20 protein-coding genes are annotated in these 22,560 nt (G+C 63.7%); 14 read left to right on the top strand and 6 right to left on the bottom strand.

Annotation, left to right across the window (positions count from 1 at the left end):
- Nucleotides 1-81: 81 nt before the first annotated feature.
- From PQR54_RS02560 to PQR54_RS02545, 4 genes are all read right to left on the bottom strand, one after another.
- A complete protein-coding gene (locus PQR54_RS02560; RefSeq protein ID WP_408243940.1) occupies nt 82-900 on the bottom strand; it encodes a PhaM family polyhydroxyalkanoate granule multifunctional regulatory protein in 819 nt (272 codons plus the stop codon).
- A 97-nt stretch (nt 901-997) separates the two neighbouring features.
- Nucleotides 998-1,885, bottom strand: a complete 888-nt coding sequence (locus PQR54_RS02555; protein ID WP_408243939.1) for an enoyl-CoA hydratase/isomerase family protein — start codon at nt 1,883-1,885, stop codon at nt 998-1,000.
- Between the two features lie 49 nt (nt 1,886-1,934).
- Entirely contained in the window at nt 1,935-3,170 is a 1,236-nt protein-coding gene (locus PQR54_RS02550; protein ID WP_408243938.1) for an ABC transporter substrate-binding protein, read from the bottom strand.
- Nucleotides 3,171-3,424: 254 nt separating this feature from the next.
- Entirely contained in the window at nt 3,425-4,408 is a 984-nt protein-coding gene (locus PQR54_RS02545) for a fumarylacetoacetate hydrolase family protein (RefSeq protein ID WP_408243937.1), read from the bottom strand.
- A 128-nt stretch (nt 4,409-4,536) separates the two neighbouring features.
- Between PQR54_RS02545 and PQR54_RS02540 the strand changes: the two genes are divergently transcribed.
- From PQR54_RS02540 to PQR54_RS02510, 7 genes are all read left to right on the top strand, one after another.
- Nucleotides 4,537-5,439: an IclR family transcriptional regulator gene (locus tag PQR54_RS02540; RefSeq protein ID WP_408243936.1), complete on the top strand. Its 903-nt coding sequence runs from the start codon at nt 4,537-4,539 to the stop codon at nt 5,437-5,439.
- A gap of 281 nt (nt 5,440-5,720) precedes the next feature.
- Nucleotides 5,721-7,016, top strand: a complete 1,296-nt coding sequence (locus PQR54_RS02535; protein WP_408243935.1) for a DUF3108 domain-containing protein — start codon at nt 5,721-5,723, stop codon at nt 7,014-7,016.
- Nucleotides 7,017-7,200: 184 nt separating this feature from the next.
- The gene (locus tag PQR54_RS02530) at nt 7,201-7,989 is read left to right on the top strand and encodes an alpha/beta fold hydrolase (protein ID WP_408243934.1); all 789 of its coding nucleotides are present in this window, start codon (nt 7,201-7,203) and stop codon (nt 7,987-7,989) included.
- Between the two features lie 118 nt (nt 7,990-8,107).
- Complete coding sequence (locus tag PQR54_RS02525) at nt 8,108-8,365, top strand: BTH_I0359 family protein (protein WP_007179533.1); 258 nt, start codon at nt 8,108-8,110, stop codon at nt 8,363-8,365.
- Between the two features lie 300 nt (nt 8,366-8,665).
- The gene (locus tag PQR54_RS02520) at nt 8,666-9,736 is read left to right on the top strand and encodes a homocysteine S-methyltransferase family protein (protein WP_091796928.1); all 1,071 of its coding nucleotides are present in this window, start codon (nt 8,666-8,668) and stop codon (nt 9,734-9,736) included.
- A gap of 87 nt (nt 9,737-9,823) precedes the next feature.
- On the top strand, nt 9,824-12,541 hold the full coding sequence (gene metH / locus PQR54_RS02515) for a methionine synthase (protein ID WP_408243933.1): 2,718 nt from the start codon (nt 9,824-9,826) through the stop codon (nt 12,539-12,541).
- Between the two features lie 159 nt (nt 12,542-12,700).
- Nucleotides 12,701-12,910 (top strand): hypothetical protein, encoded by a 210-nt coding sequence (locus PQR54_RS02510; RefSeq protein WP_012431543.1) that lies wholly within the window; start codon nt 12,701-12,703, stop codon nt 12,908-12,910.
- A 142-nt stretch (nt 12,911-13,052) separates the two neighbouring features.
- Here the strand turns inward: PQR54_RS02510 and PQR54_RS02505 are convergent, their stop codons facing one another.
- Nucleotides 13,053-13,379, bottom strand: coding sequence for a DUF1840 domain-containing protein (locus PQR54_RS02505; RefSeq protein ID WP_121306771.1), 327 nt, complete (start codon nt 13,377-13,379; stop codon nt 13,053-13,055).
- A gap of 445 nt (nt 13,380-13,824) precedes the next feature.
- Between PQR54_RS02505 and argS the strand changes: the two genes are divergently transcribed.
- The 6 genes from argS (at nt 13,825) to PQR54_RS02475 (ending at nt 20,780) form a co-directional block, all read left to right on the top strand.
- Nucleotides 13,825-15,615: an arginine--tRNA ligase gene (gene argS / locus PQR54_RS02500; protein WP_408243932.1), complete on the top strand. Its 1,791-nt coding sequence runs from the start codon at nt 13,825-13,827 to the stop codon at nt 15,613-15,615.
- Nucleotides 15,616-15,676: 61 nt separating this feature from the next.
- Entirely contained in the window at nt 15,677-16,498 is an 822-nt protein-coding gene (locus PQR54_RS02495; RefSeq protein ID WP_408243931.1) for an SPOR domain-containing protein, read from the top strand.
- 172 nt (nt 16,499-16,670) lie between these two features.
- Nucleotides 16,671-17,309, top strand: a complete 639-nt coding sequence (locus PQR54_RS02490) for a thiol:disulfide interchange protein DsbA/DsbL (protein WP_012431539.1) — start codon at nt 16,671-16,673, stop codon at nt 17,307-17,309.
- Between the two features lie 15 nt (nt 17,310-17,324).
- Nucleotides 17,325-18,104: an SDR family oxidoreductase gene (locus PQR54_RS02485; protein ID WP_408243930.1), complete on the top strand. Its 780-nt coding sequence runs from the start codon at nt 17,325-17,327 to the stop codon at nt 18,102-18,104.
- Nucleotides 18,105-18,107: 3 nt separating this feature from the next.
- Complete coding sequence (locus tag PQR54_RS02480; protein WP_408243929.1) at nt 18,108-18,926, top strand: cobalamin-binding protein; 819 nt, start codon at nt 18,108-18,110, stop codon at nt 18,924-18,926.
- 267 nt (nt 18,927-19,193) lie between these two features.
- Nucleotides 19,194-20,780 carry an ABC transporter substrate-binding protein gene (locus PQR54_RS02475; protein WP_408243928.1) on the top strand — a complete coding sequence of 529 codons (1,587 nt, stop codon included), beginning with the start codon at nt 19,194-19,196 and terminating at the stop codon, nt 20,778-20,780.
- A gap of 91 nt (nt 20,781-20,871) precedes the next feature.
- Here PQR54_RS02475 and PQR54_RS02470 read toward each other — a convergent pair whose 3' ends face one another.
- Nucleotides 20,872-21,945, bottom strand: coding sequence for an MBL fold metallo-hydrolase (locus tag PQR54_RS02470; protein WP_408243927.1), 1,074 nt, complete (start codon nt 21,943-21,945; stop codon nt 20,872-20,874).
- A gap of 190 nt (nt 21,946-22,135) precedes the next feature.
- On the opposite strand from PQR54_RS02470, the gene PQR54_RS02465 reads away from it, so the two are divergent.
- Entirely contained in the window at nt 22,136-22,540 is a 405-nt protein-coding gene (locus tag PQR54_RS02465) for a MerR family transcriptional regulator (protein WP_012431532.1), read from the top strand.
- Nucleotides 22,541-22,560 lie beyond the last annotated feature (20 nt).

The following is a 22,560-nucleotide window of genomic DNA, read 5'->3' as shown; positions in this document are numbered from 1 at the left end:
GTCAAAAGCATGACAGACGGCCAACTCGCCTTTCTGTGTGGTTTCGATCCCCGCGCCGCGCCACGCGTTTCATTCCTGCCTTTAAATAGACTTTTTCGTGGCTTTCGGGCTGGCGCTGGCGCCGCTCGTACGCTTCGTGGCCGCCGGCGCCCGCTTCGCCGCCGTCCGTTTGGCCTCTGACTCCGCGGCGTCCGCGTCTCGCGCCGACGTCTGCGGCGTGCCGGCCGCTGGCTCGCCGCCGGCTGCCGAAGCGGCCGCATCGTCCGGGACAAAATCGGACGCCTCGGCGCCCGCACCGGCGGCCGGCGGTTGCGTCATCGCGAACTGGGCGATCTGGTTGAACTGCGATTGCAGCAGATTCCACCACGCGGATGCGTCGAATGGCGGCGTGGCCGACGCCTCCTCTTCCCCACCCGCCGATTCCTCAGCCGACGAAGCGGCGCTCGCCGCATCCGGCGGCGCCGGGGCAGGCGCCGCCGGATGCGGCCAGCCTCTCGCGGCGGGCGCGGGACTCGGCGCGGCCGACTCCGCCGCGGGTTGCGACATCGACGACTGCGCGAACGCGCCGAACGCGCGCAATGTCGCGAGCGTCGCGCGCTGCACTTCGAGCGCCTGAATCGCGGATTGCAGCATGCTCAGATTCAGCTTGAGCCATTGCTCGACGGCCCGCATGTCGGTGATGCGCTTGTCGAGTTCCTCGACGTTGGTGAGCGGCGCCATCATGTCGGACATCATCGAGAGCGAAGGTCCGAGGCCGCCGCCGCCGGCTGGCTGCGCGCCCGAAAAAGCCGAGCCGAACGGCGACAGCCGCATCATGCCCCACATGCGTTCGAGCATTTCAGCGGGCGGGAAACCAGGAAAGCCGGGAAAGGGCGGCGTGGAGTTAGAAGTATCGGTCATGGTTGTCGCCTCGCTGCGTAAATTGAAGAAGAAGCGGTAAGGAAGGGGCGCCGTCCCGCGCGCGTCTTGTTTCGATCATACCGTGCGGGAGGCGGCCTCAGGAGCGCTCGCCGCCTGTCGCGCCGCCACTCGACGGCTGACCGCGCCACGGGTCGGCGCCGCCGAAATCCGGCGCGCGCCGTTCACGCAGCGAGTTCACGCCCTCTCGCACATCGGGGCCGGCAAAGCCCATGAATTCCAGCGCGAGCGACGTATCGAACGCAGGCCCCGCCGAGCGCAGCCAGTTGTTCAACGCGTACTTGGTCCAGCGAATCGCCGTTTGCGAGCCGTTGGCCAGCTTCTGCGCGACTTCGAATGCTTTGGGCAGCAGATCGTTTTCGTCGACGGCGAGCGAGACGAGGCCGATGCGCTCAGCCTCCTCGCCGCTCACCGGCTCGCATAGCATCAGGTAGTACTTGGCTTTCGCCATCCCGCACAGCAGCGGCCAGACGATCGCCGCGTGATCGCCGGCGGCCACGCCCAGACGCGTATGGCCGTCGATGATCCGCGCCGTCTTCGTCGCGATCGAAATGTCGGCGAGGAGCCCCGCCACGAGCCCCGCGCCGACTGCCGGTCCGTGCATCGCCGACACAACAGGCTTGCTGCAATTGATCACGTTGTAGACCAGATCGCGCGCCTCGCGCCACACTCGCGCGCGCACGTCGAAATCAGTGGCCATGTCTTCGACGAGTTGCAGGTCGCCGCCGGCCGAAAAGCCCTTGCCTTCGCCGCGAATGATCGCCACGCGCGTGTCGGGATCGCGGTCGATGTCGCGCCAGATCTCCGCGAGTTCGAAGTGCATGCGCGCGTTGGCGGTGGCGAGCGCGCTCTTGTTGGCGCCCTCGCCGCTCATCACGACTTCGAGCACGCCGTGCGGATGGCGATGCAACTGGAGCGACTGGTAGTGCGCGTAGAACGCGTCGTTACGGTGTGGTGCCTGAGACATGATGAGCAATCCGTATATCGGTGTTTCGTTTGAACCGTGCCGCGTTCGTTCAACGCGGCTGATAAACCCACTTCGCATTCTTGATTTCGACCATCACCCGCGCCCGTTGATCGAGCCCGAGGTGATCCGTGGCGCTCATGTTGACGACGCCGTTGGTGTCCGCGAGACCGCGTGTCGCTTCGAGCGCATCGCGCAGCGCGCGGCGAAATTCCGGCGTGCCCGGCGCGGCGCTTTTCAGCGCGATCGGTACGGCATTGCCGAGCAGCATGCCCGCGTCCCACGTGTACGAGCCGAATGCCGAGACGCTGCCCGCACCGCGCACCGCCTCGAAGCGCGCGATGTAATCGAGCGCGAGCCGCTTGGCCGGATGATCCGCCGGCAATTGCGCGGCGACCAGCACCGGACTCGCGGGCAGGAAGGTGCCGTTGCAGTCGGCGCCGCAGACGCGCAGGAAGTCGTTATTCCCGACGCCGTGATTGTGATAGATCAGGCCTTTGTAGCCGCGTTCCCTGAGCGTCTTCGGCGGCAAGGCGGCGGGCGTGCCGGCCGCGCCGACCACCACCGCGTCGGGATGCGTCGCGAGAATCTTGAGGACCTGACCGGTCACGCTCGGATCGGTGCGATTGAAGCGTTCGCTCGCCACCATGTCGATGTGATGGAGCTGCGCGAACTTCGCGACCTCGGTGTAGAAGGTCTCGCCGAGCGCGTCGGCCTGGCCGATGAAGGCAATCGTTTTGACGCCGTGCAGGCTCGCGTGTTCGGCAATCGCCGACGCCATCATCGCGTCCGTTTGCGGCGTCTTGAACACCCAGTGGCGTTTTGCATCCACGGGCTCGATGATTTTCGCGGACGAGGCCAGCGAGATCATCGGCGTTTGACCTTCGGCGACCACGTCGATCATCGCCAACGAATTCGGCGTAATTGACGAACCGATGATCGCGTCGACGTGATTCTCGGAGATCAGCTTCTTGGTGTCCTGCACGGCCTGCGTGGTATCGGATGCATCGTCGAGCACGATGTATTCGACGCTCTGACCGCCGATCTGTTTGGGCAGCAGCGCAACCGTATCGCGCGCGGGAATGCCGAGCGACGCGGCCGGTCCGGTGAGCGACAACACCAGGCCGATTTTCACCTGCGCCAACGCGATGCCGGGCAATACACCCGCCAACGCCGCGCATAGCGCAACGGCACGACGCGCGAGGCGATCGCGCGAGGGCGTCAGGCGCGAGTGGTCGGCCGCGCAAGCGCGCCGGGTTTCAGGTTCAAGGAATTCGATTCGCGGCATGCTGTCTCCTCACGTCGGTTTTTCGTTTTGATGTACTGCCGATGTCCGGCTTATGCCCTGCTCACGTGCCGTCACACGCGTCTTCGCGACAGTCCTGCGATGAACCCGCAGTCAGCCACCCCGGCCATGCCGTCGCGCCAGTCAGTGTAGCCGCGCGCACTCGACGCGGCATCGGGCGAAACCCTTTCGAATCCGAACGAAGCACGCGAACGCGGGTAGGGCCGACATGCCTCGTTCCGCACAACAGCGGTGCGTCAATCCAGCGGCGCAATGCCCTGGTCGATCGAACCGAAGATCGACTTGCCCGCTTCGTCGAACATTTCGATCTTCACCGTATCGCCGTACTTCATGAACTCGGTCTGCGGCGCGCCGTGCTCGATGGTTTCGAGGCAGCGCTTCTCGGCGATACAGCAATAGCCGCGCTTGGCGTCCTTGTTCGACACCGTGCCCGAGCCGACAATCGCGCCCGCGCGCAGATTGCGCGTCTTCGCCGCGTGCGCGATCAGCTGGCCGAAGTGGAACACCATGTCCGTGCCGGCATCCGGTTGGCCGACCTTCTTGTTGTTCCAGTGGACGATCATCGGCCGATGCACGCGGCCTTCGCGCCAGTGTTCGCCGAGTTCGTCGGGAGTCACCGCGACCGGCGCGAACGACGTGGCCGGCTTGCTCTGGAAAAAGCCGAAGCCTTTCGCGAGTTCGGCGGGAATCAGATTGCGCAGCGACACGTCGTTGACGAGCGTGATCAGACGCACGCTCTTGAGCGCCTGGTCGGGCGTGGCGCCCATCGGCACATCGCTGGTGATCACGGCGACTTCCGCCTCGAAGTCGATGCCGAATGCTTCGGACGCGCATAGCACGTCGTCTTTCGGTCCGATGAAGTCGTCACTGCCGCCTTGGTACATCAGCGGATCGGTCCAGAATTCCGGCGGCATTTCCGCGCCGCGCGCGCGGCGCACCAGTTCGACATGGTTCACATACGACGAGCCGTCGGCCCATTGGAACGCGCGCGGCAGCGGCGCCATGCAATCCTTGGCGTCGAACGGGAAGGTGTTGCGCGCGCGGCCCTGATTGAGCGCGTCGTACAGATCGAGCAATTGCGGCGCGTAGAAGGCCCAGTCGTCGAGCACGCGCTGCAACGTGGGCGCGATCGCGTCGGCGACAGCCGCGGTGTGCAGGTCGCGGGACACGACGATCAGCTGGCCGTCGCGCGTGCCGTCCTTCAGCGTGGCAAGTTTCATAGAGGAATGAACCGTGTTAGTGACGATAGAAGGAATCTATTCTACGATGGTGAATCGGCCCGGCCCAAGTGCCGGCGATCCGCCTCATCCGTGTGTCACTTTTTGACTGCGCCGCGTGCGCCTCGCTCATGCCTCCAACTGCCCGCTCCGGCGCCATCCGCACCGACGCCGACTCCGCTGAACCGCTCGACCCGACCGAACCCGACGAAGAAGGCGGCGATAGTGTCGATGGCGGCGAGGAAAAGCTGCGCTCGGGCATCCAGTCGATCGAAGTCGGCTTCAAATTGCTTGATGTGCTGACCCGCGAACCGCGCGCCATGATGCTGCGCGATCTCGCGCAACGTGCCGGCATGAGTCCGGCGAAAGCGCATCGCTATCTGGTGAGTTTTCTGCGCCTCGGTGTGGTGTCGCAAGATCCGCTGTCGGGCCGTTACGAGTTGGGCGGATTCGCGCTGCAACTGGGACTCGCGCGGCTTGCTCGGGTCGACGGCGTCAAACTCGCGCGCATCGCGCTCTCCGAATTGCGCGACCGGCTCGATCTCACGGTCGGCATTGCGGTATGGGGCAATCAGGGGCCGACCATGGTGCATTGGATGGAATCGAGCTATCCGGCAAAAGCATCGCTCAAACTCGGCGATGTAATGCCGTTGCTCAGTTCCGCCACCGGCCTGCTGTTCGCCGCGTATCTGCCGTCGAGTAAGACCGCCGCGATGCTCGAACGTGAACTGGCCGATTCGCGCCGTTCGTCGCACATCGGCGGCCCGCGCACGCGCGATGAAGTCGAACAGGTCCTCGCGCAGGTGCGGGCGCATCAGGCAGCGCGCGTCGAAGGCATGTTGCTGCCGACCATTCACGCGTTTTGCATGCCGGTGTTCGACTCGACCGGCGAGCTCGCGCTCGGCCTCGTCGCGCTCGGTCACGAAGGCGCGTTCGATATTCGCTGGGGCGGCGAGATCGATACGGTATTGCGGGAATGCGCAGAAAAGCTCTCGTATGAGCTGGGGTATAGTGCGTCGCCACGCGATGAATAGGCGTGATGCGGCGCGTTGGCTTAGTGGCGCGTTGCTGGGTTTGACACGAACTCAGTCGGCAAGCATGGCGGCACCGCGCTGCGTTTTCTGTTCCGGGTCTTGAACGTGCAGGTGTTTTCGTCGGCGCGGAACATCGCTCGCGGCGATGAGGTCAAATCGGTTCGCTGCCCGTCCATAAACGCATCAGGCGCCAAGGCCTGGCGCCTTTGTCGTATTCACCGCAGCTCGCACGCTCCGCTCGTCAATCCCAAAGCCTCGCGCCCGCACACAATCACTGACCGATGTCCTCAGCCCCCGCCACCCACCGTTCCGATCACACGCCGCCCAGCGGGCCGCGCACCGGTTTGCGCGTGTGGCGCTGGATCGTGGTGCTGTTCATTGTCGCCGTTTTGCACTGGATCGCCGCGCAATGGGTCGAGCGCAATCGCGCGAACCTCAATCCCTCCGACAATGAGCATGTGCCGGTACAAGTCGCATTGCTGACGCCCGAACGTATCGAGCGCAAACCGGCCGCCGCCGCGGCGCCCGCGCCTGAACCGACGCCCGCGCGCCACGCTGCGGCGAGCAAACCGCGCGAACACGTGCTGACTGCCCTGCAGCCGGCAAAGCAAGCCGCGCCGGCGGCAGCTGTTGCGGCATCGGACGCCGTCGCGAGCGCTCCGAGCGCAGCGTCGAGCGCCAACACAGCACCCAATGCCGCCGCTAGCGCCACCGGCACGGCCAGCGCGCCCGCTGCCGCGAGCGCGCCGCAAGCATCGCCGGGCGTGAAATTCTCGGTCCCGCCATCGGGCGAACTGCAGTACGACACGTTCTACAACGGCGTGCGCAATCAGCCCGGCACGATCCACTGGACCAGCAACGCACAAAGCTACGAAATGATCGTCTCCGTGCCGCTGCCTTTTGTCGGCACCTTCGTGTATTCGAGCCATGGCCGTATCGACGCCTTCGGTCTCGCGCCGGACCAATACATCGAAAAACGCGGCCGCCGGGCGGAAGACATTGCAATCTTTAACCGCACCGACAAGAAGATCGCTTTCACACGCACTCCGTCCACATTACCGTTGCCCGACGGCGCGCAGGACCGTTTCAGCATGGTGATGCAGCTTGCGAGCCTCGTGCGTGGCGATCCGGGCGCGTACAAGCCGGGCGTGACGCGCCAGTTCTTCGTGGTCGATAACGATAGCGGCGAGAACTGGCCGGTCGAGACGATCGGCGATGAAACCATCCGCACGGCTCAAGGTTTCCTCGACACACGTCATTTCAAACGCCTGCCCCGTCATGACGGCGATTTGCGCCGCATCGACGTATGGCTCGCGCCGTCGCTCGGCTGGCTGCCTGCGCGCATCGTGCAGACGGAGCCGAATGGCACGCAATTCGAGCTGGTTTGGCGCGGCAAGCTCAATGCAGATGCGGGTGGCAGCGCTACCAACAGCACTGGCGACGTGGCCACCGCTTCTCCTGACAATTCGACCAGCCCTTCGGCTCCGGCCGCATCGGCAGCTATGCCCGAGGCCACGCCCTCCGCACCGGCCGATCCGACCGACTCCGGCAATACGCCCGGCATCATCAAACCCTGAATCCGCGAACTCGAACAGGGTTCTATCCAATCGGCGAAACTTCCGCGCCGAGGCTGACTCGCACCACCTGCTGCAACCGTTCGCACCTATGCTGCGTATATAGATCAGCCCGGTAAGCATGTGGCCAAGTGGCACCCAGCGCGCGAATGGACCTTCCACTGCGTTCCCCTTCAAAGGAGCCCGCATGCAAGTGAACATCAACGGTATCGAGACGCGCTATGTGCTGAGCAACGAGGGCGGCGGCCCCTGGCTGACGTTTATCCATCAGCTCGGCGGCGATTTGTCCGTATGGGACCAGCTCGCCGGCTATTTCCGCGACGACTACACCGTGCTGCGCTACGACGTGCGCGGTCACGGCAAGACTGCCGCGTCCGGCGCGCCGTTTAGCATCGCCGATCTGTCACACGATCTCGCCACGCTGCTCGATGCGCTTGGCGCACCCACTACGCATCTAGTCGGCATGTCGATGGGCGGCATGATCGCGCAGCAATTTGCACTCGATCATCCCGCGCGCGTCGATACCTTGACGATCGCCGACAGCAGCGGCGGCACGCCGCAGGAAGCCCGCGCCACGTGGGATCAGCGTGCGGCGGCGGCCCGCCGCAACGGGATGGCGTCGCTCGTGCCCGCGACATTGAGCCGCTGGCTGACCCCCGATTTCCAGGCCGCGCACCCCGAAGCAGTCGAGCAGATCCGCGACGTGTTGACCAACACGTTGTCAGAAGGCTACGCCATGGCATGCGAAGCCCTGCGCGATTTCGACGTACGCAGTAAGCTGGGAGCAATCCGATGCCCAACATTGACCGTGGCGGGCCGCCACGACACGGGCACGCCGCCTGCTTCTACACAGGCAATAGCAGACGCCATCCACGGCGCACGTTTCGAACTGCTGGATGCCGCTCATCTCGCGCCCATCGAGCAATCTCACCGTTTTGCTGCCCTGCTTGAAACGTTTCTTGAAAGGCCGGTCTAACCGGTAGGTTCGGAACTTTGACGTGCGTCAATTCGGACCCACCCCTTGAATTCCAAACCATACGCTCCACCTATGGCGCAGGAATGGCCAGGAGCCAACGGAAATAAGGAGTGTCGCCATGCAAATGATCTACAACAGCCCCAACTATTGTGTCGTCGAGTTTCCGCCGCAGGAAGGCCCGCTGGCCATGAAGTCAGGCGGCTACGAGATCGTCGACAAAAACATGCAGCGTGAGATCTATATCGACGGAGCAATGGCGGCGCGTTTTCGCGAGCACGTGCAGAAGCTGATCGAAGAGGAACCGTCGCTGGATGAAGTAGACGAATTCCTCGGCCAGTTCGACAGCCTGATGCATCAACCGGTGATTCTTCACTAACCGCGAGGTCTGGCTTAGCGTTTTTTGGCGACATACATCGACCGCGCCGTCCGCTCCCGTAACTGGGCTAGCAGGCGGCTTTTACAAGTCGGTCGGCAAATATGAAGTGGCCCAGCAGGCTTTTGCCTCGCTGGGCCGTTTTCTTTGTCACGCAGCTCGGTCACGCTGTGTCCCCGCTCTTGTTCATGCAGTGCGCCTCGCCAGCCGGAGGCGGCTGCTCATCCCGCGCCGGGCGGATCTGTCTGGCAGCGGCTACAATGACAGGTTTCCCGAAAAAGCCGGCGCAAGCCCTCGTCCGCCATGAACCAGCCCGCTCAAACCGCCACGCCAGTCCGCCCCGACGCCGCCTACACGCGCGGCACGGCGCTGCCCGCGCTGCTCAAGTCGCGCATCCTGATCCTGGACGGCGCAATGGGCACGATGATCCAGCGCTACAAGCTCGACGAAGCCCGCTATCGCGGCGAACGCTTCAAGGACTACGGGCGCGACATCAAGGGCAACAACGAGTTGCTGTCGATTACGCAGCCGCAGATCATCAGCGAGATTCACGAGCAGTATCTGGCGGCGGGCGCGGACATCATCGAAACCAACACGTTCGGCGCAACCACCGTCGCTCAGGCGGACTACGGCATGGAAGACCTCGCCATCGAGATGAATCTCGAATCGGCGAAACTGGCGCGCGCCGCCTGCGACAAGTATTCGACGCCCGACAAGCCGCGCTTCGTCGCCGGCGCGATCGGACCGACGCCGAAGACCGCGAGCATTTCCCCTGACGTGAACGATCCAGGCGCGCGCAACGTGACGTTCGACGAACTGCGCGCTGCTTACTACGAGCAGGCCAAGGCTTTGCTCGACGGCGGCGCCGATCTGTTCCTCGTCGAGACCATTTTCGACACGCTCAACGCAAAGGCCGCGTTGTTCGCGCTCGACGAATTGTTCGAAGACACCGGCGAGCGTTTGCCGATCATGATCTCGGGCACCGTTACGGACGCGTCGGGCCGCATTCTGTCGGGTCAGACGGTTGAAGCATTCTGGAACTCGCTGCGTCATGCAAAGCCGCTCACATTCGGGTTGAACTGCGCGTTGGGCGCGGCGTTGATGCGGCCGTATATCGCCGAACTGGCCAAGCTGTGCGACACCTACGTGTCGTGCTATCCGAACGCGGGCTTGCCGAATCCGATGAGCGATACGGGCTTTGATGAACTGCCCGCGGATACTTCAGGCTTGCTGAAGGAGTTCGCGCAGGCTGGGCTGGTGAATATTGCCGGCGGCTGCTGCGGCACAACGCCGGAGCACATTGCGGCGATCGCCCAGGCGCTGGCCGAAGTGAAACCGCGCCAATGGCCGACGCAATACCGCGACGCAGCCTGAGTCGAGCGGCGCCTCGCTGAGCAGGCGCCGCCGCACTTCCGCTATCGAACACGACGCACTTAATCGCAGCAATCGAGCACATACGCCATGACCGATCACACCATGCGCCTTGCCGGCCTCGAGCCGTTCAACGTCACGTCCGGGACGCTTTTCATCAACGTCGGTGAACGCACCAACGTGACCGGCTCGAAGGCGTTCGCGCGAATGATCCTGAACGACCAGTTCGACGACGCGATCGCGGTCGCGCGCCAGCAGGTCGAAAACGGCGCGCAGGTCATCGACGTGAACATGGACGAAGCCATGCTCGATTCGAAAGCGGCGATGGTGCGCTTCATGAATCTGATCGCGTCGGAACCGGATATTGCGCGCGTGCCGATCATGATCGACTCGTCGAAATGGGAAGTGATCGAAGCCGGCCTGAAGTGTGTGCAGGGCAAGGCGATCGTCAACTCGATCTCGCTGAAGGAAGGCGAGGAAGCGTTCCGTCACCACGCGAACCTGATTCGCCGCTATGGCGCGGCCGCCGTGGTGATGGCCTTCGACGAACAAGGCCAGGCCGATACCTTCGAGCGCAAGACGCAGATCTGCAAGCGTTCGTATGATTTCCTGGTGAACGAAGTCGGCTTCCCGCCTGAAGACATCATCTTCGATCCGAACATCTTCGCGATCGCGACCGGCATCGAAGAGCACAACAACTACGCGGTCGATTTCATCAACGCGACGCGCTGGATCAAAGAGAATCTGCCGTACGCGAAAGTGAGCGGCGGCGTGTCGAACGTGTCGTTCTCGTTCCGCGGCAACGACCCGGTTCGCGAAGCGATCCACACCGTGTTCCTCTATCACGCGATCCAGGCGGGGATGGACATGGGCATCGTCAACGCGGGCCAGCTCGGCGTGTATGCCGACCTCGATCCGGAGTTGCGCGAACGCGTGGAAGACGTCGTGCTGAACCGCCGTGAAGACGGCACCGACCGTCTGCTCGAAATCGCCGACAAGTTCAAAACCGGCGCCGCGAAGAAAGAAGAGAACCTCGAGTGGCGCAACCAGCCGGTCGAGAAGCGTCTGTCGCACGCGCTCGTGCATGGCATCACCAACTTCATCGTCGAAGACACCGAAGAAGTGCGCGCCAAGATCGCCGCCGATGGCGGCCGCCCGATCAACGTGATCGAAGGCCCGCTGATGGACGGCATGAATATCGTCGGCGACCTGTTCGGCCAGGGCAAGATGTTCCTGCCGCAAGTGGTGAAGTCGGCGCGCGTGATGAAGCAGGCCGTCGCGCATCTGATTCCGTACATCGAAGAAGAGAAGAAGCTGCTCGCCGAAGCCGGCGCCGACGTGCGCGCAAAGGGCAAGATCGTCATCGCCACGGTGAAGGGCGACGTGCACGATATCGGCAAGAACATCGTTTCGGTGGTGCTTCAGTGCAATAACTTCGAAGTGGTCAACATGGGCGTAATGGTCTCCTGCAACGACATTCTCGCGAAGGCGAAGGTCGAAGGCGCGGACATCATCGGGCTCTCCGGGCTCATCACGCCGAGCCTTGAAGAAATGGCCTACGTCGCCTCGGAAATGCAGCGCGACGACTACTTCCGCGTAAAGAAGATTCCGCTTTTGATCGGCGGCGCGACCACTTCGCGCGTGCATACTGCCGTGAAGATTGCGCCGCATTACGAAGGGCCGGTGGTCTATGTGCCGGACGCGTCGCGCTCGGTCTCCGTGGCGTCGAGCCTGCTGTCCGACGAAGGCGCGGCAAAGTATCTCGACGAACTCAAATCCGATTACGAGCGGATCCGCGTTCAGCACGCCAACAAGAAAGCGCAGCCCATGGTCACGTTGGCCGAAGCTCGCGCCAACAAGACTAAGGTCGACTGGGCGGGTTATCAGCCGGTCAAGCCGAAGTTCATCGGCCGCCGCGTGTTCAAGAATTTCGATCTGAGCGAGCTGGCGAACTACATCGACTGGGCTCCGTTCTTCCAGACGTGGGACCTGGCCGGCCCGTATCCTGCCATTCTGAACGATGAGATCGTCGGCGAATCGGCGCGGCGCGTGTTCTCGGACGGCAAGTCGATGCTCGCGCGCCTGATCCAGGGCCGCTGGCTGCAAGCGAACGGCGTGATCGCGCTGCTGCCGGCCAACACGGTGAACGACGACGACATCGAAATCTACACGGACGAATCGCGCTCGGAAGTCGCGCTCACGTGGCGCAACCTGCGTCAGCAGAGCGTACGTCCGGTGGTGGACGGCGTGATGCGGCCGAACCGGTCGCTCGCCGACTTCATCGCGCCGAAGGACTCGGGCGTGGCCGACTACATCGGCATGTTCGCGGTCACGGCGGGTCTGGGCGTCGACGTGAAGGAAAAGCAGTTCGAGAAGGATCACGACGACTACAGCGCGATCATGCTGAAAGCGCTCGCCGACCGTTTCGCCGAAGCCTTCGCCGAGGCGCTGCATGCGCGCGTGCGGCGCGACCTGTGGGGCTACGCGAACGCCGAAACGCTCTCCAACGAAGACCTGATCGCGGAAAAGTACCACGGCATCCGGCCGGCGCCCGGCTATCCGGCTTGCCCGGATCACCTCGTTAAACGCGATATGTTCGACGTGCTGCACGCCACCGAAATCGGCATGAGCGTGACCGAATCGCTGGCCATGCTGCCGGCGGCGAGCGTCTCCGGCTTCTATCTGGCGCATCCGGACAGCACTTACTTCTCGGTCGGCAAGATCGGCCAGGACCAGCTGGAAGACTACGCAAAGCGCATGTCGCTGTCGAAAGCGGATGCGGAGCGGGCCTTGGCGCCTTTGCTGTAAGCCGTCGGGCGTGGCGGGAACCCCACTATATCGGGCTTGAAAGACTGAATATTTGCGGCAACGTAATTTTCGGCTTTGTAGACTGAGGCGGCTTGACCCCGCCAGACGCGGCCAAAACGCGTCGGCTTACTAATTGCAATCGTCAACGGAGAAAATCGTATGAAGAAGCTGACGCTGTTGTTGACCGCTGTTTCGCTTGCTCTCGGCGCCACCGCGGCGCTGGCCCAGCCCGCTGCGCCTGGCGGCTCGAGCTCGGTCAGTTCGTATTCGCCGCCCACGGTGAAACACGTCAAGAAGCCGAAGAAACAGAAAGCGAAGAAAGGTGCGTCGGCTCCCGCAGCCGCGCCGGCGGACGCCGCCAGCCAGTAACAGCTCGGTAGCGCCGGTCGGTCTGGATCTCTGAACGACAAAGAGCCCGCACTAAGCGGGCTCTTTTCATTGGTGCGCAAGGTTTCGCCCCGCCGTGTGCCGCGGCTCTTTCGAACGCCGCGCACGGCGGTTCAACGTGGGATCAGAGACCCCAGACGATATCCGCGTTTTCCTTCTGCGCCGCGCGCAGCATGTCGAGGAACGGATACGCGCGCTGCGCGAGTCCCGGCGGAATCTCGTGATGCTCGTGGCCGTCTTCGCCTTCGTGAAAGTGGCCGTCGTGCTCGGCACGTTCCTGTTTGTCGAAGGTAATGGCTGCCTCGAGCTTCTCGATAGCCGGCCCCGCTTCGTCGTGAGTGATCACGCCGCGCTCACCCAGCCGCTTGCCGACGATGCCGACCAGATACTGCGCGAGATTTTCCAGCATCATCACGTCCGGACAGGCGCGGCATTTGAAAGTAATCAGCATGACTGTTCCCTTTTTCGTTATGTTGGATTGGCGCGCAAGCCGCCCGAAGGCGGCCGCCAGCGCGCGTTACGTTGGCTCGCCAATCAGGCGCGGCGGCCACGGCCCTTGTTGGGCATCTCATTGAACATATTAGCACCTGCTAAAATCCGTCTGGACGGAAAAGCGTGCCGCAATGCACCGCGCGGCGAGGGGCGAGTAACGTGGCTGGCCGGTTGAGCACAACCCGCATACCGCCGCGGCCTGCCGCAAGCAGCCGACGCCACAGCAGGCCCGCCTGCACCGCATTCGATGCGTTGCAGGCAACGTGCCTGATACCGCGCGCATCGGCCGCCGCGGTTCGGCAACTGCATGCCGCTTTCCACGCTTCTGACGAACCGGTTGCGCCTCGCGCGCGGCCGGCGCCTCCCCCGCATCACCGGATTGCCTCACTGGACTCGCAACAAGCATGCTGCCTGCACATAAACATACTCTCGAAACCCTGCTCGCCGAAACGGTGAAGCAGGTCGCGACCGCCTCGCAAGGCGCGAGCGAAGCCGCGTTCGTGTCGCCCACCATCACGCTGGAGCGTCCCAAGGTCGCCGCGCACGGCGACGTCGCGTGCAACGTCGCGATGCAACTCGCCAAGCCGCTGCGCGCCAATCCGCGGCAGCTCGCGCAACAGATCCTCGACGCGCTGCTCGCGCAACCGCAGGCCAAAGGCCTCGTCGAAGCCGCCGAAGTGGCCGGCCCCGGCTTTATCAACCTGCGCCTCGCGGCCGCTGCCAAGCAGGCAGTGATCGCGGCCGTGTTCGCCGAGAAAGAGGCCTTCGGCCGCTCGCAGCGCGACGCCGGCAAGCATGTGCTGATCGAATTCGTCTCGGCCAACCCGACCGGCCCGCTGCACGTCGGCCACGGCCGCCAGGCCGCGCTCGGCGATGCGCTCTCGAACGTGCTGGCTAGCCAGGGCTATGACGTGCATCGCGAGTTCTATTACAACGACGCCGGCGTGCAGATCCAGACGCTCGCGCTGTCTACTCAGGCGCGCGCGCGCGGCCTCGCTCCCGGCGACGCAGGCTGGCCGGCTTCGGCGTACAACGGCGAGTACATCGCCGAGATCGCGCGAGACTATCTGAACGGCGTCACCGTGGCCGCGAGCGACGGTGAGCCGGTCACGGGCGCGCGCGACGTCGAAGACCTCGAAGCGATCCGCCGCTTCGCCGTGGCGTACCTGCGCCGCGAGCAGGACATGGACTTGCAGGCGTTCGGCGTGAAGTTCGACCAGTACTATCTGGAATCGTCGCTGTACAAGGAAGGCCGGGTCGAAAAGACTGTCGAGGCGTTGATCGCCGCCGGCAAGACCTACGAGCAGGAAGGCGCGCTGTGGCTGCGCACCACCGACGACGGCGACGACAAAGACCGCGTGATGCGCAAGAGCGACGGCACATACACGTACTTCGTGCCGGACGTCGCCTATCACGTCGCCAAGTGGGAACGCGGCTTCACCAAGGTCATCAACATTCAGGGTTCGGACCACCACGGCACGATCGCGCGGGTGCGCGCCGGCCTGCAGGGTCTCGGCGTCGGCATTCCGAAGGGCTATCCCGACTACATCCTGCACAAGATGGTCACGGTCATGCGCAACGGCGAAGAGGTGAAAATCTCCAAGCGCGCCGGCAGCTATGTGACGGTGCGCGACCTGATCGAATGGTCGGGCGGCGCGACGCCGGGTTCGGAAGCCGCCGTCGATCTGATCGACGAGGAAACGATCCGCCGTGGCCGCGACGCTGTGCGCTTTTTCCTGATCTCGCGCAAGGCGGATACGGAATTCGTGTTCGACATCGACCTCGCGCTGAAGCAGAACGACGAGAATCCGGTGCATTACGTACAGTACGCGCACGCGCGGATCTGCTCGGTCATCGCCGAATGCAAGGCGCGCTACAGCACGGACGAAAGCACGCTGGCGGACGTTGACGTCTCGCCGCTCACCAGCGAACGCGCCATGGCCCTGCTGAACAAGCTCGCGGAATTCCCAGACATGCTGCAACACGCCGCCGACGAACTCGCGCCGCACGCGGTCGCGTTCTATCTGCGCGACCTCGCCGGGGAATTCCACTCGTTCTACAATGACCGTGCCGAACGCGTGCTGGTCGACGATGCGGCCGAGCGCAATGCACGCGTCGCGCTGCTCGCGGCCACGCGTCAAGTGCTGGCCAACGGTCTCGCGACGATCGGCGTCTCCGCTCCCGTCAAGATGTAAGTCCTCCGGCGCAACATGCATGCGGCCGTCGTTATAATCGACGGCCGTTCCAGGATTCTTTTTGCAGGTGATTCATACGATGGCAAAACCACGCCGCACAACAAAGCAATCGAAACAAACCGGGGGGACTTTTCTCGGCATCGTGCTGGGCCTGATCGTCGGCCTTGCGATCGCGGTAGTGGTGGCGCTGTATATCACCCGTGCGCCTACGCCATTCGTCTCGAAGGTGGCGCCGCCCGCGGCGTCGGATTCGTCCAGCGCAAACCAGCCGCAATACGATCCGAACCGTCCGCTGCAAGGCAAGACGCCGGGCCAGCCTGTGCCGCAAGCCGCGCAACCCGCGCCGCCGAACACCGCGCCGGGCCAGACCAACTCGCAGACGCAGTCGGGCATGCTGGAAGAACCGCAGATCGTCGAAGTGCCGCCTTCTAACGCCAACAACGGCAACGCGAACGGTACGGCGGTTGCACCGAAGCCCGCGCAGGATAACGGCAACGGCACGGCCACCGCACCGGCGAAGAAGCCGCAAGCATCCAGCGCACCGGCCGCCACCGCGGCAGGTTCGGCGCCTAAGGGCAGCTCGTCCACCACGGCCGCCAACGCCAAGCCCGGTTCGGGTGCAGCGCCGGCGCCGGGCGATGCGAACACCGGCTACTTCCTGCAAGTGGGCGCGTACAAGACCTCGGCGGACGCCGAACAGCAGCGCGCGCGCCTCGCCTTCCAGGGCTTCGAATCGAAAGTCACGCAGCGCGACGCCGGCGGCGTTACGTATTACCGCGTGCGTATCGGGCCGTTCTCGAAGTTCGAAGACATGAATTCGAGCCGTCAGCGTTTGTCGGACGCGGGCGTGGATACCGCAGTGATCCGTTTCACGAAGCAATAAGCCAACAATAAATACACGGTGATTTGCCGGGACGCGCCGCCGCCGAACTATCGGCGTGCGGCGCGTGTCACAAGCACGACGGACGGTTCAAACCGTTCAACGCCGAATCTTGAAGACGGTGACGGGCATTTGCGTGGCGCCACCGCTTTACGCCTACTTGGGTCAACACAACATGAAGAAACTGCTGAGCATTCTGTTCCTCTCGCTGGGCCTCGTTGCCGCCTCGGCACAGGCATCGCCCACCGCGCCGGTGTCGGGCAAGGATTTCACCGTGCTGCCCACCGCGCAGCCGACCGACGTGCCCGCCGGCAAGATCGAAGTCACCGAATTCTTCTGGTACGGCTGCCCGCACTGCAATGAATTCAACCCATACCTTGAAGCGTGGGTGAAGAAGCAAGGTCCGGACGTGGTGTTCAAGCGCGTGCCGGTCGCCTTCCGCGACGACTTCATTCCGCACTCCAAGATGTACCACGCGCTCGACGCGCTCGGCCTCGCGACGCAGCTCACGCCGAAGGTCTTCAACGAAATCCACGTCAACAAGGACTACCTGCTGACGCCGGAAGATCAGGCCAAATTCCTCGCGAAGAACGGCGTCGATCCGAAGAAGTACATGGACGCGTACAACTCGTTCTCGACGCAAAGCGCGCTGCAGAAGGACAAGAAGCTGCTGGACGACTACAAGATCGACGGCGTGCCGACGCTGGCCGTGCAGGGCAAGTATGAAACCGGCCCGGCTGCGACCAACAGCCTGCCGGGCACGATCCAGGTGCTGGACTACCTGGTCGCCCAGGTCCGCGCCAAGAAGATGTAAAGCCGAGGCGCCGGAATGAGTTCACCCCTGAAGGTTTTCATTACCGGCGCCTCGAGTGGCATAGGCCTCGCGCTCGCCGCCGAATATGCGCGGCGCGGCGCGATTCTCGGCCTCGTTGCCCGCCGCGGCGACGCACTCGCCGCCTTCCAGCAGTCCCATCCGCAGAACACCGTCTCCATCTATTCCGTCGACGTGCGCGACGCCGAAGCGCTCTCCGACGCGGCCGCGCAGTTCATCGCGCGGCACGGTTTGCCGGATGTCGTGATCGCCAACGCCGGCATCAGCCGTGGCGCGGTCACCGGTCACGGCGATCTGCGCACCTTCCGCGAAGTGATGGACATCAACTACTTCGGCATGGTCGCCACCTTCGAGCCGTTCGCCGCCGCGATGGTCGCCGCGAAACGCGGCACGCTGGTGGGTATCGCCAGCGTCGCCAGTGTGCGCGGCTTGCCGGGCTCCGGCGCGTACAGCGCGTCGAAATCGGCGGCGCTCAAATATCTGGAAGCGTTGCGCGTCGAAATGCGGCCGCATGATGTCGGCGTGGTCACGATTGCGCCCGGCTATATCCGTACGCCGATGACGGAGCACAACCCGTACACCATGCCGTTCCTGATGGATGCCGACCGTTTCGCGCTCAAGGTGGCGCAGGCGATCGAGCGTCAAACGGCGTTCGCGGTGTTTCCCTGGCAGATGCGCGTGGTGGCCATGCTGCTGCACGTGCTGCCGCGCTGGCTGTACGACCGCGCTTTCGAGCGCGCGCCGCGCAAGCCGCGCGCCGCCGCCGAAGCCGAGTAAGCCATGCAATCCCGTGCGGTCGATGCAGCCGGCGTCGCGCACGAACCAGCGGGCGCCGCGGCGCGTATCGTTTCGCTGGTGCCGAGCATCACAGAACTGCTGTTCGCGCTCGGACTCGACAGGCAGATTGTCGGCCGCACCGGTTTTTGCGTGCATCCGCACGACAAGGTGCAGCAGGTGCGCAAGGTCGGCGGCACCAAGGCCGTGAACCTCGACGCCATTCGTGCGTTGCGCCCCACTCATCTGATCGTCAATATCGACGAAAACGAGCGCGATACCGTCGAGCAATTGCGCGCGTTCGTGCCGCATATCGTCGTGACGCATCCTCAAACGCCGCAGGACAATCTGGCGCTCTACACGCTGCTGGACGCGATCTTCGATCGTGCGCGGGAAGCGCAGCGCCTGAGCGAAGCGCTCGAAGCCCGCCTTCGCGAAGCGGAGGCGCACGCGTTCGCTCCGCAAAACGTGCTGTATCTGATCTGGCGCGAACCGTGGATGACCGTAGCGCGCGACACCTATATCTCGAAGATGTTGCGGCTGGTGAACTGGCGCACGCTGCCGGACGTGCAAGGCGGCGCGGCAGGCGCCGCGCGTTATCCAACACTCGACTTCGACACCGCGCCGTGGCTTGCTAAGGTCGACCGCATCCTGCTCTCCAGCGAGCCGTACCGTTTCACGCAAGTCCATTGCGACGCGCTGAAACGCGATCCGCGCCTGGCCGGCAAGCGCATCGAGTTGATCGATGGTGAAATGGTGTCGTGGTACGGCGTGCGCGCAATTGAAGGCATCGCTTACCTGCTGCGGCGCGCTGCGGCGGCCTGAGCGCATGCAAGGACGGTGCGCTTTAAACCTGGCCCGCCCCAGCCATATGAATATGCGGATTATGTTGTTGTCGCCGCAACCACCCTTCGATAAGCTTTCGCGAAGGCCGGCGCGCACGTCAGCGGCATCATCCGACCCATGCGCCAGCGCCGGAAACGTATCACAATAAAGACGACGGCTACGCCGCAAGGCCGCCCGTCCTTCGTCAACGGAACATAACCACACAACCAGACGCACTGCCTGACTGCGCTTGTTATGGGAGATCCTATGCGCTTCAAACTGCTCGCAGCCGCCGTACTGTTCACGGCGCCCGCGCTCGTGCTCGCCAAACCGCTGACCGTCTGTACCGAGTCGAGCCCTGACGGCTTCGATGTCGTGCAGTTCAATTCGCTCGTCACGACCAACGCGTCGGCCGACGTGATCTTCAACTCGCTGGTCTCGTACGACGAGGCCGCGAAGAAAGTGGTGCCGGCGCTGGCCGACAAGTGGGAAGTGAGTGCCGACGGCCTCACCTACACGTTCCATCTGCGCCCGAACGTGCAGTTCCAGACCACCGACTACTTCAAGCCCACCCGCGCGCTGAATGCCGACGACGTCGTCTTCACGTTCGACCGCATGCTCAACGACAGCAATCCGTGGCACAAGGTGGCGGGCGCGAGCGGCTTCCCGCATGCGCAGTCGATGGGTCTGCCGAAGCTCATCAAGTCGATCAGCAAGGTCGACGACAACACCGTCAAGTTCGAACTGAACGCGCCCGACGCGACCTTCGTGTCGATCCTGACCATGGGTTTCGCCTCGATCTATTCGGCCGAATACGCCGACCAGTTGCTCAAGGCCGGCAAGCAGGTCGATCTGAATTCAAAGCCGATCGGCACCGGCCCGTTCGAGCTGAAGAGCTATACGAAAGACGCGGTAATCCGCTACGACGTGAACCCGACCTACTGGGGCCCGAAGCCGAAGATCGATCGCCTGATCTACGCGATCACGCCTGACGCCACGGTGCGCGCGCAAAAAGTGAAGGCTGGCGAATGCCAGATCGCCTTGTCGCCGAAGCCGCAGGATCTCGCCGATGCGAAGGGCGATAAATCGCTCGCCATCGTGCAGACGCCCGCGTTCATGACGGCGTTCGTCGCGCTGAACACGCAGAAGAAGCCGCTCGACAACCAGAAGGTGCGCGCCGCGCTGAACATGGCGTTCGACCGCACCACGTATTTGAAGACCGTGTTCGACAACACGGCGACGCCGGCCGTGAACCCGTATCCGCCGAACACGTGGAGCTACGACAAGGCCGTGAAGGGATGGCCGTACGACCCGGCGAAGGCGAAGAAGCTACTCGCCGACGCGGGCTATCCGAACGGTTTCGAAACGACGATCTGGGTGCGGCCGAACGGCAGCGTGCTGAATCCGAATCCGAAGGCCGGCGCCGAATTGCTGCAAGCGGACTTCGCGAAGATCGGCGTGAAGGCCGACGTGAAGGTGATCGAATGGGGCGAGTTGATCAAGCAGGCCAAGCAGGGCCAGCATGATTCGCTCTTTATGGGCTGGGCCGGCGACAACGGCGATCCGGACAACTACCTGTCGCCGCTATTCAGTTGCAATGCGGTGAAGTCTGGGATCAACTTCGCGCGGTTCTGCGATCAGGATCTGGACAAGCTGATCGCCGACGGCAAGGCGACGCCGGATCAGGCCAAGCGCACGAAGGCGTATGAACAGGCGCAGCAGATCATCCACGATCAGGCGCTGTGGATTCCGCTTGGGTATCCGACTGCCGCGGCGATCGCGCGCACGAACGTGAGCGGTTATCACGTGAGTCCGTTTGGGCGGCAGAACTTCGGGACAGTGTCGGTGCAGTAATCGCGTTCGCGTTCGCGTTTGAACGTGCCGCATGCGAAAGAAAGCCCGGTTGCGAAAGCACCGGGCTTTTTTTATCGCCGCACCACCTCGATCACGCCGGCGAAAACCGAATCACCCCATCCGCATCCTGCTTACGCTTCAACTCACCCGCAAGCCACAGCAGATGCAAGTGCGCCAGTGCCTCACCCATCGCAAACGTCATCTGATGGATGTCGAGCTGGCGCTTGAACATCAGCGGCACGATATCCGCGGCGCTCTGCGGTTTCTCCGCACACGCCTCGCGCACTTCGGCCAGACGCGCGTCGTGATGCTCGCGCAACTGCCGGATCCGCGTGCGCACGCCGCGAAACGGCTTGCCATGCGAAGGCAGCACGAGTGTGTCTTCCGGCATCGTCTCGTAACGGCCGAGCGACTCCAGATAGAGCGCGAGCGGTGTGCCTTCCGGCTCCATATCGAACACCGACACGTTGGTCGAGATACGCGGCAACACCATGTCGCCGGAAATCAGCACGCCGGTCTCTTCGCAGAACAACGCGCAGTGTTCCGGCGAATGGCCGAAGCCGGTCACCACGCGCCACGTCTTGCCGCCGATCGTCACGCCGTCGGCTTCCCGCAAGCGGCGGTACTGCCCCGGAATCGCCGGCACGAGGCTCGCGTAATAACTCTTGCGATTGCGCAGTTTTTCGAGCGACTCTTCGTCGGTCACGCCGTGCCGCGCGAAGTGCCGCGCCGCGCCCTCGCCGCCCGCATTCGAACCGTCGCCGGCAGCCATGACGCGGGCCTGCATGTATTCGCCGAGCGTCATCCATAGCCGCACGTCCCAGCGCTTTTTGTCGCCGCCCGCGCAAATCCAGTGCGCGAGGCCGATGTGATCGGGATGGCAATGCGTGACGATCACGCGCAGCACCGGCAGACCGTCGAGCACCGAGTCGAACACTTTCTCCCAGTTCTCCTTGATCGTGTCCGAGGTGATGCCGCAGTCGACCACCGTCCAACCCTGCTGTCCGTCGATTTCATCGCGTAGCAGCCAGAGGTTGATGTGATCCAGCGCGAAAGGCAGCGGCATGCGCAGCCAGAACACGCCTGGCGCGACTTCCATCGCACGGCCCGCGTCCGGCAAGGTATCGCTGAACGGGTAGTCGAGTTGATGTTCGAGTGCATTCATTGTGGGTGTCTTCCTCCGTCGGCCGTCCGGCATGGCGAGGTGTGCGATGCCGGTCGGCGTGGTTGCGGCGTGCTGGTGCCGTTTTACTGCGGCCGTACTGCGCCTGGTTGCGTTCAACTCAAGTTGACGATAACGTAAACGTCGATTCTATCGTTCAATCCGATTTTCTGCCCGGCTACGGACTGCCCCGATGAACACGCAATACACGATCACCGAGCTCGCGCGGGAATTCGACGTCACGCCGCGCGCCATCCGCTTCTACGAAGACCAGGGTTTACTCTCGCCGAGCCGCGAAGGGTCGAGTGGCTTGCGGCGCGTCTACTCGGGCCGCGACCGAACTCGTTTGAAGCTCACGTTGCGCGGCAAACGGCTCGGCTTCACGCTATCGGAGATTCGCGATCTGCTGGACGTGTACGAGTCGCCGACCGACACGGTACCGCAGTTGCACGCGTTCCTCGCCACGGTGGCGCGTCACCGCGAAGTGCTCGAGCGTCAACTGGAAGACCTGAACGCGACGCTCGAAGACCTCGCGCAATACGAAACCCAGGCGCGCGCGCTGCTGGAAGGCGGCACGCGCGAAGCCAAGCCGGCTTGAACAAGCGCGGCGCGATGCGT

It is taken from the genome of Paraburkholderia phytofirmans (genome assembly GCF_046028095.1).
Lineage (GTDB): Bacteria > Pseudomonadota > Gammaproteobacteria > Burkholderiales > Burkholderiaceae > Paraburkholderia > Paraburkholderia phytofirmans_A.
Note: the sequence above shows the minus strand (reverse complement) of the source record. Positions and strands in the feature narration are given on the sequence as shown.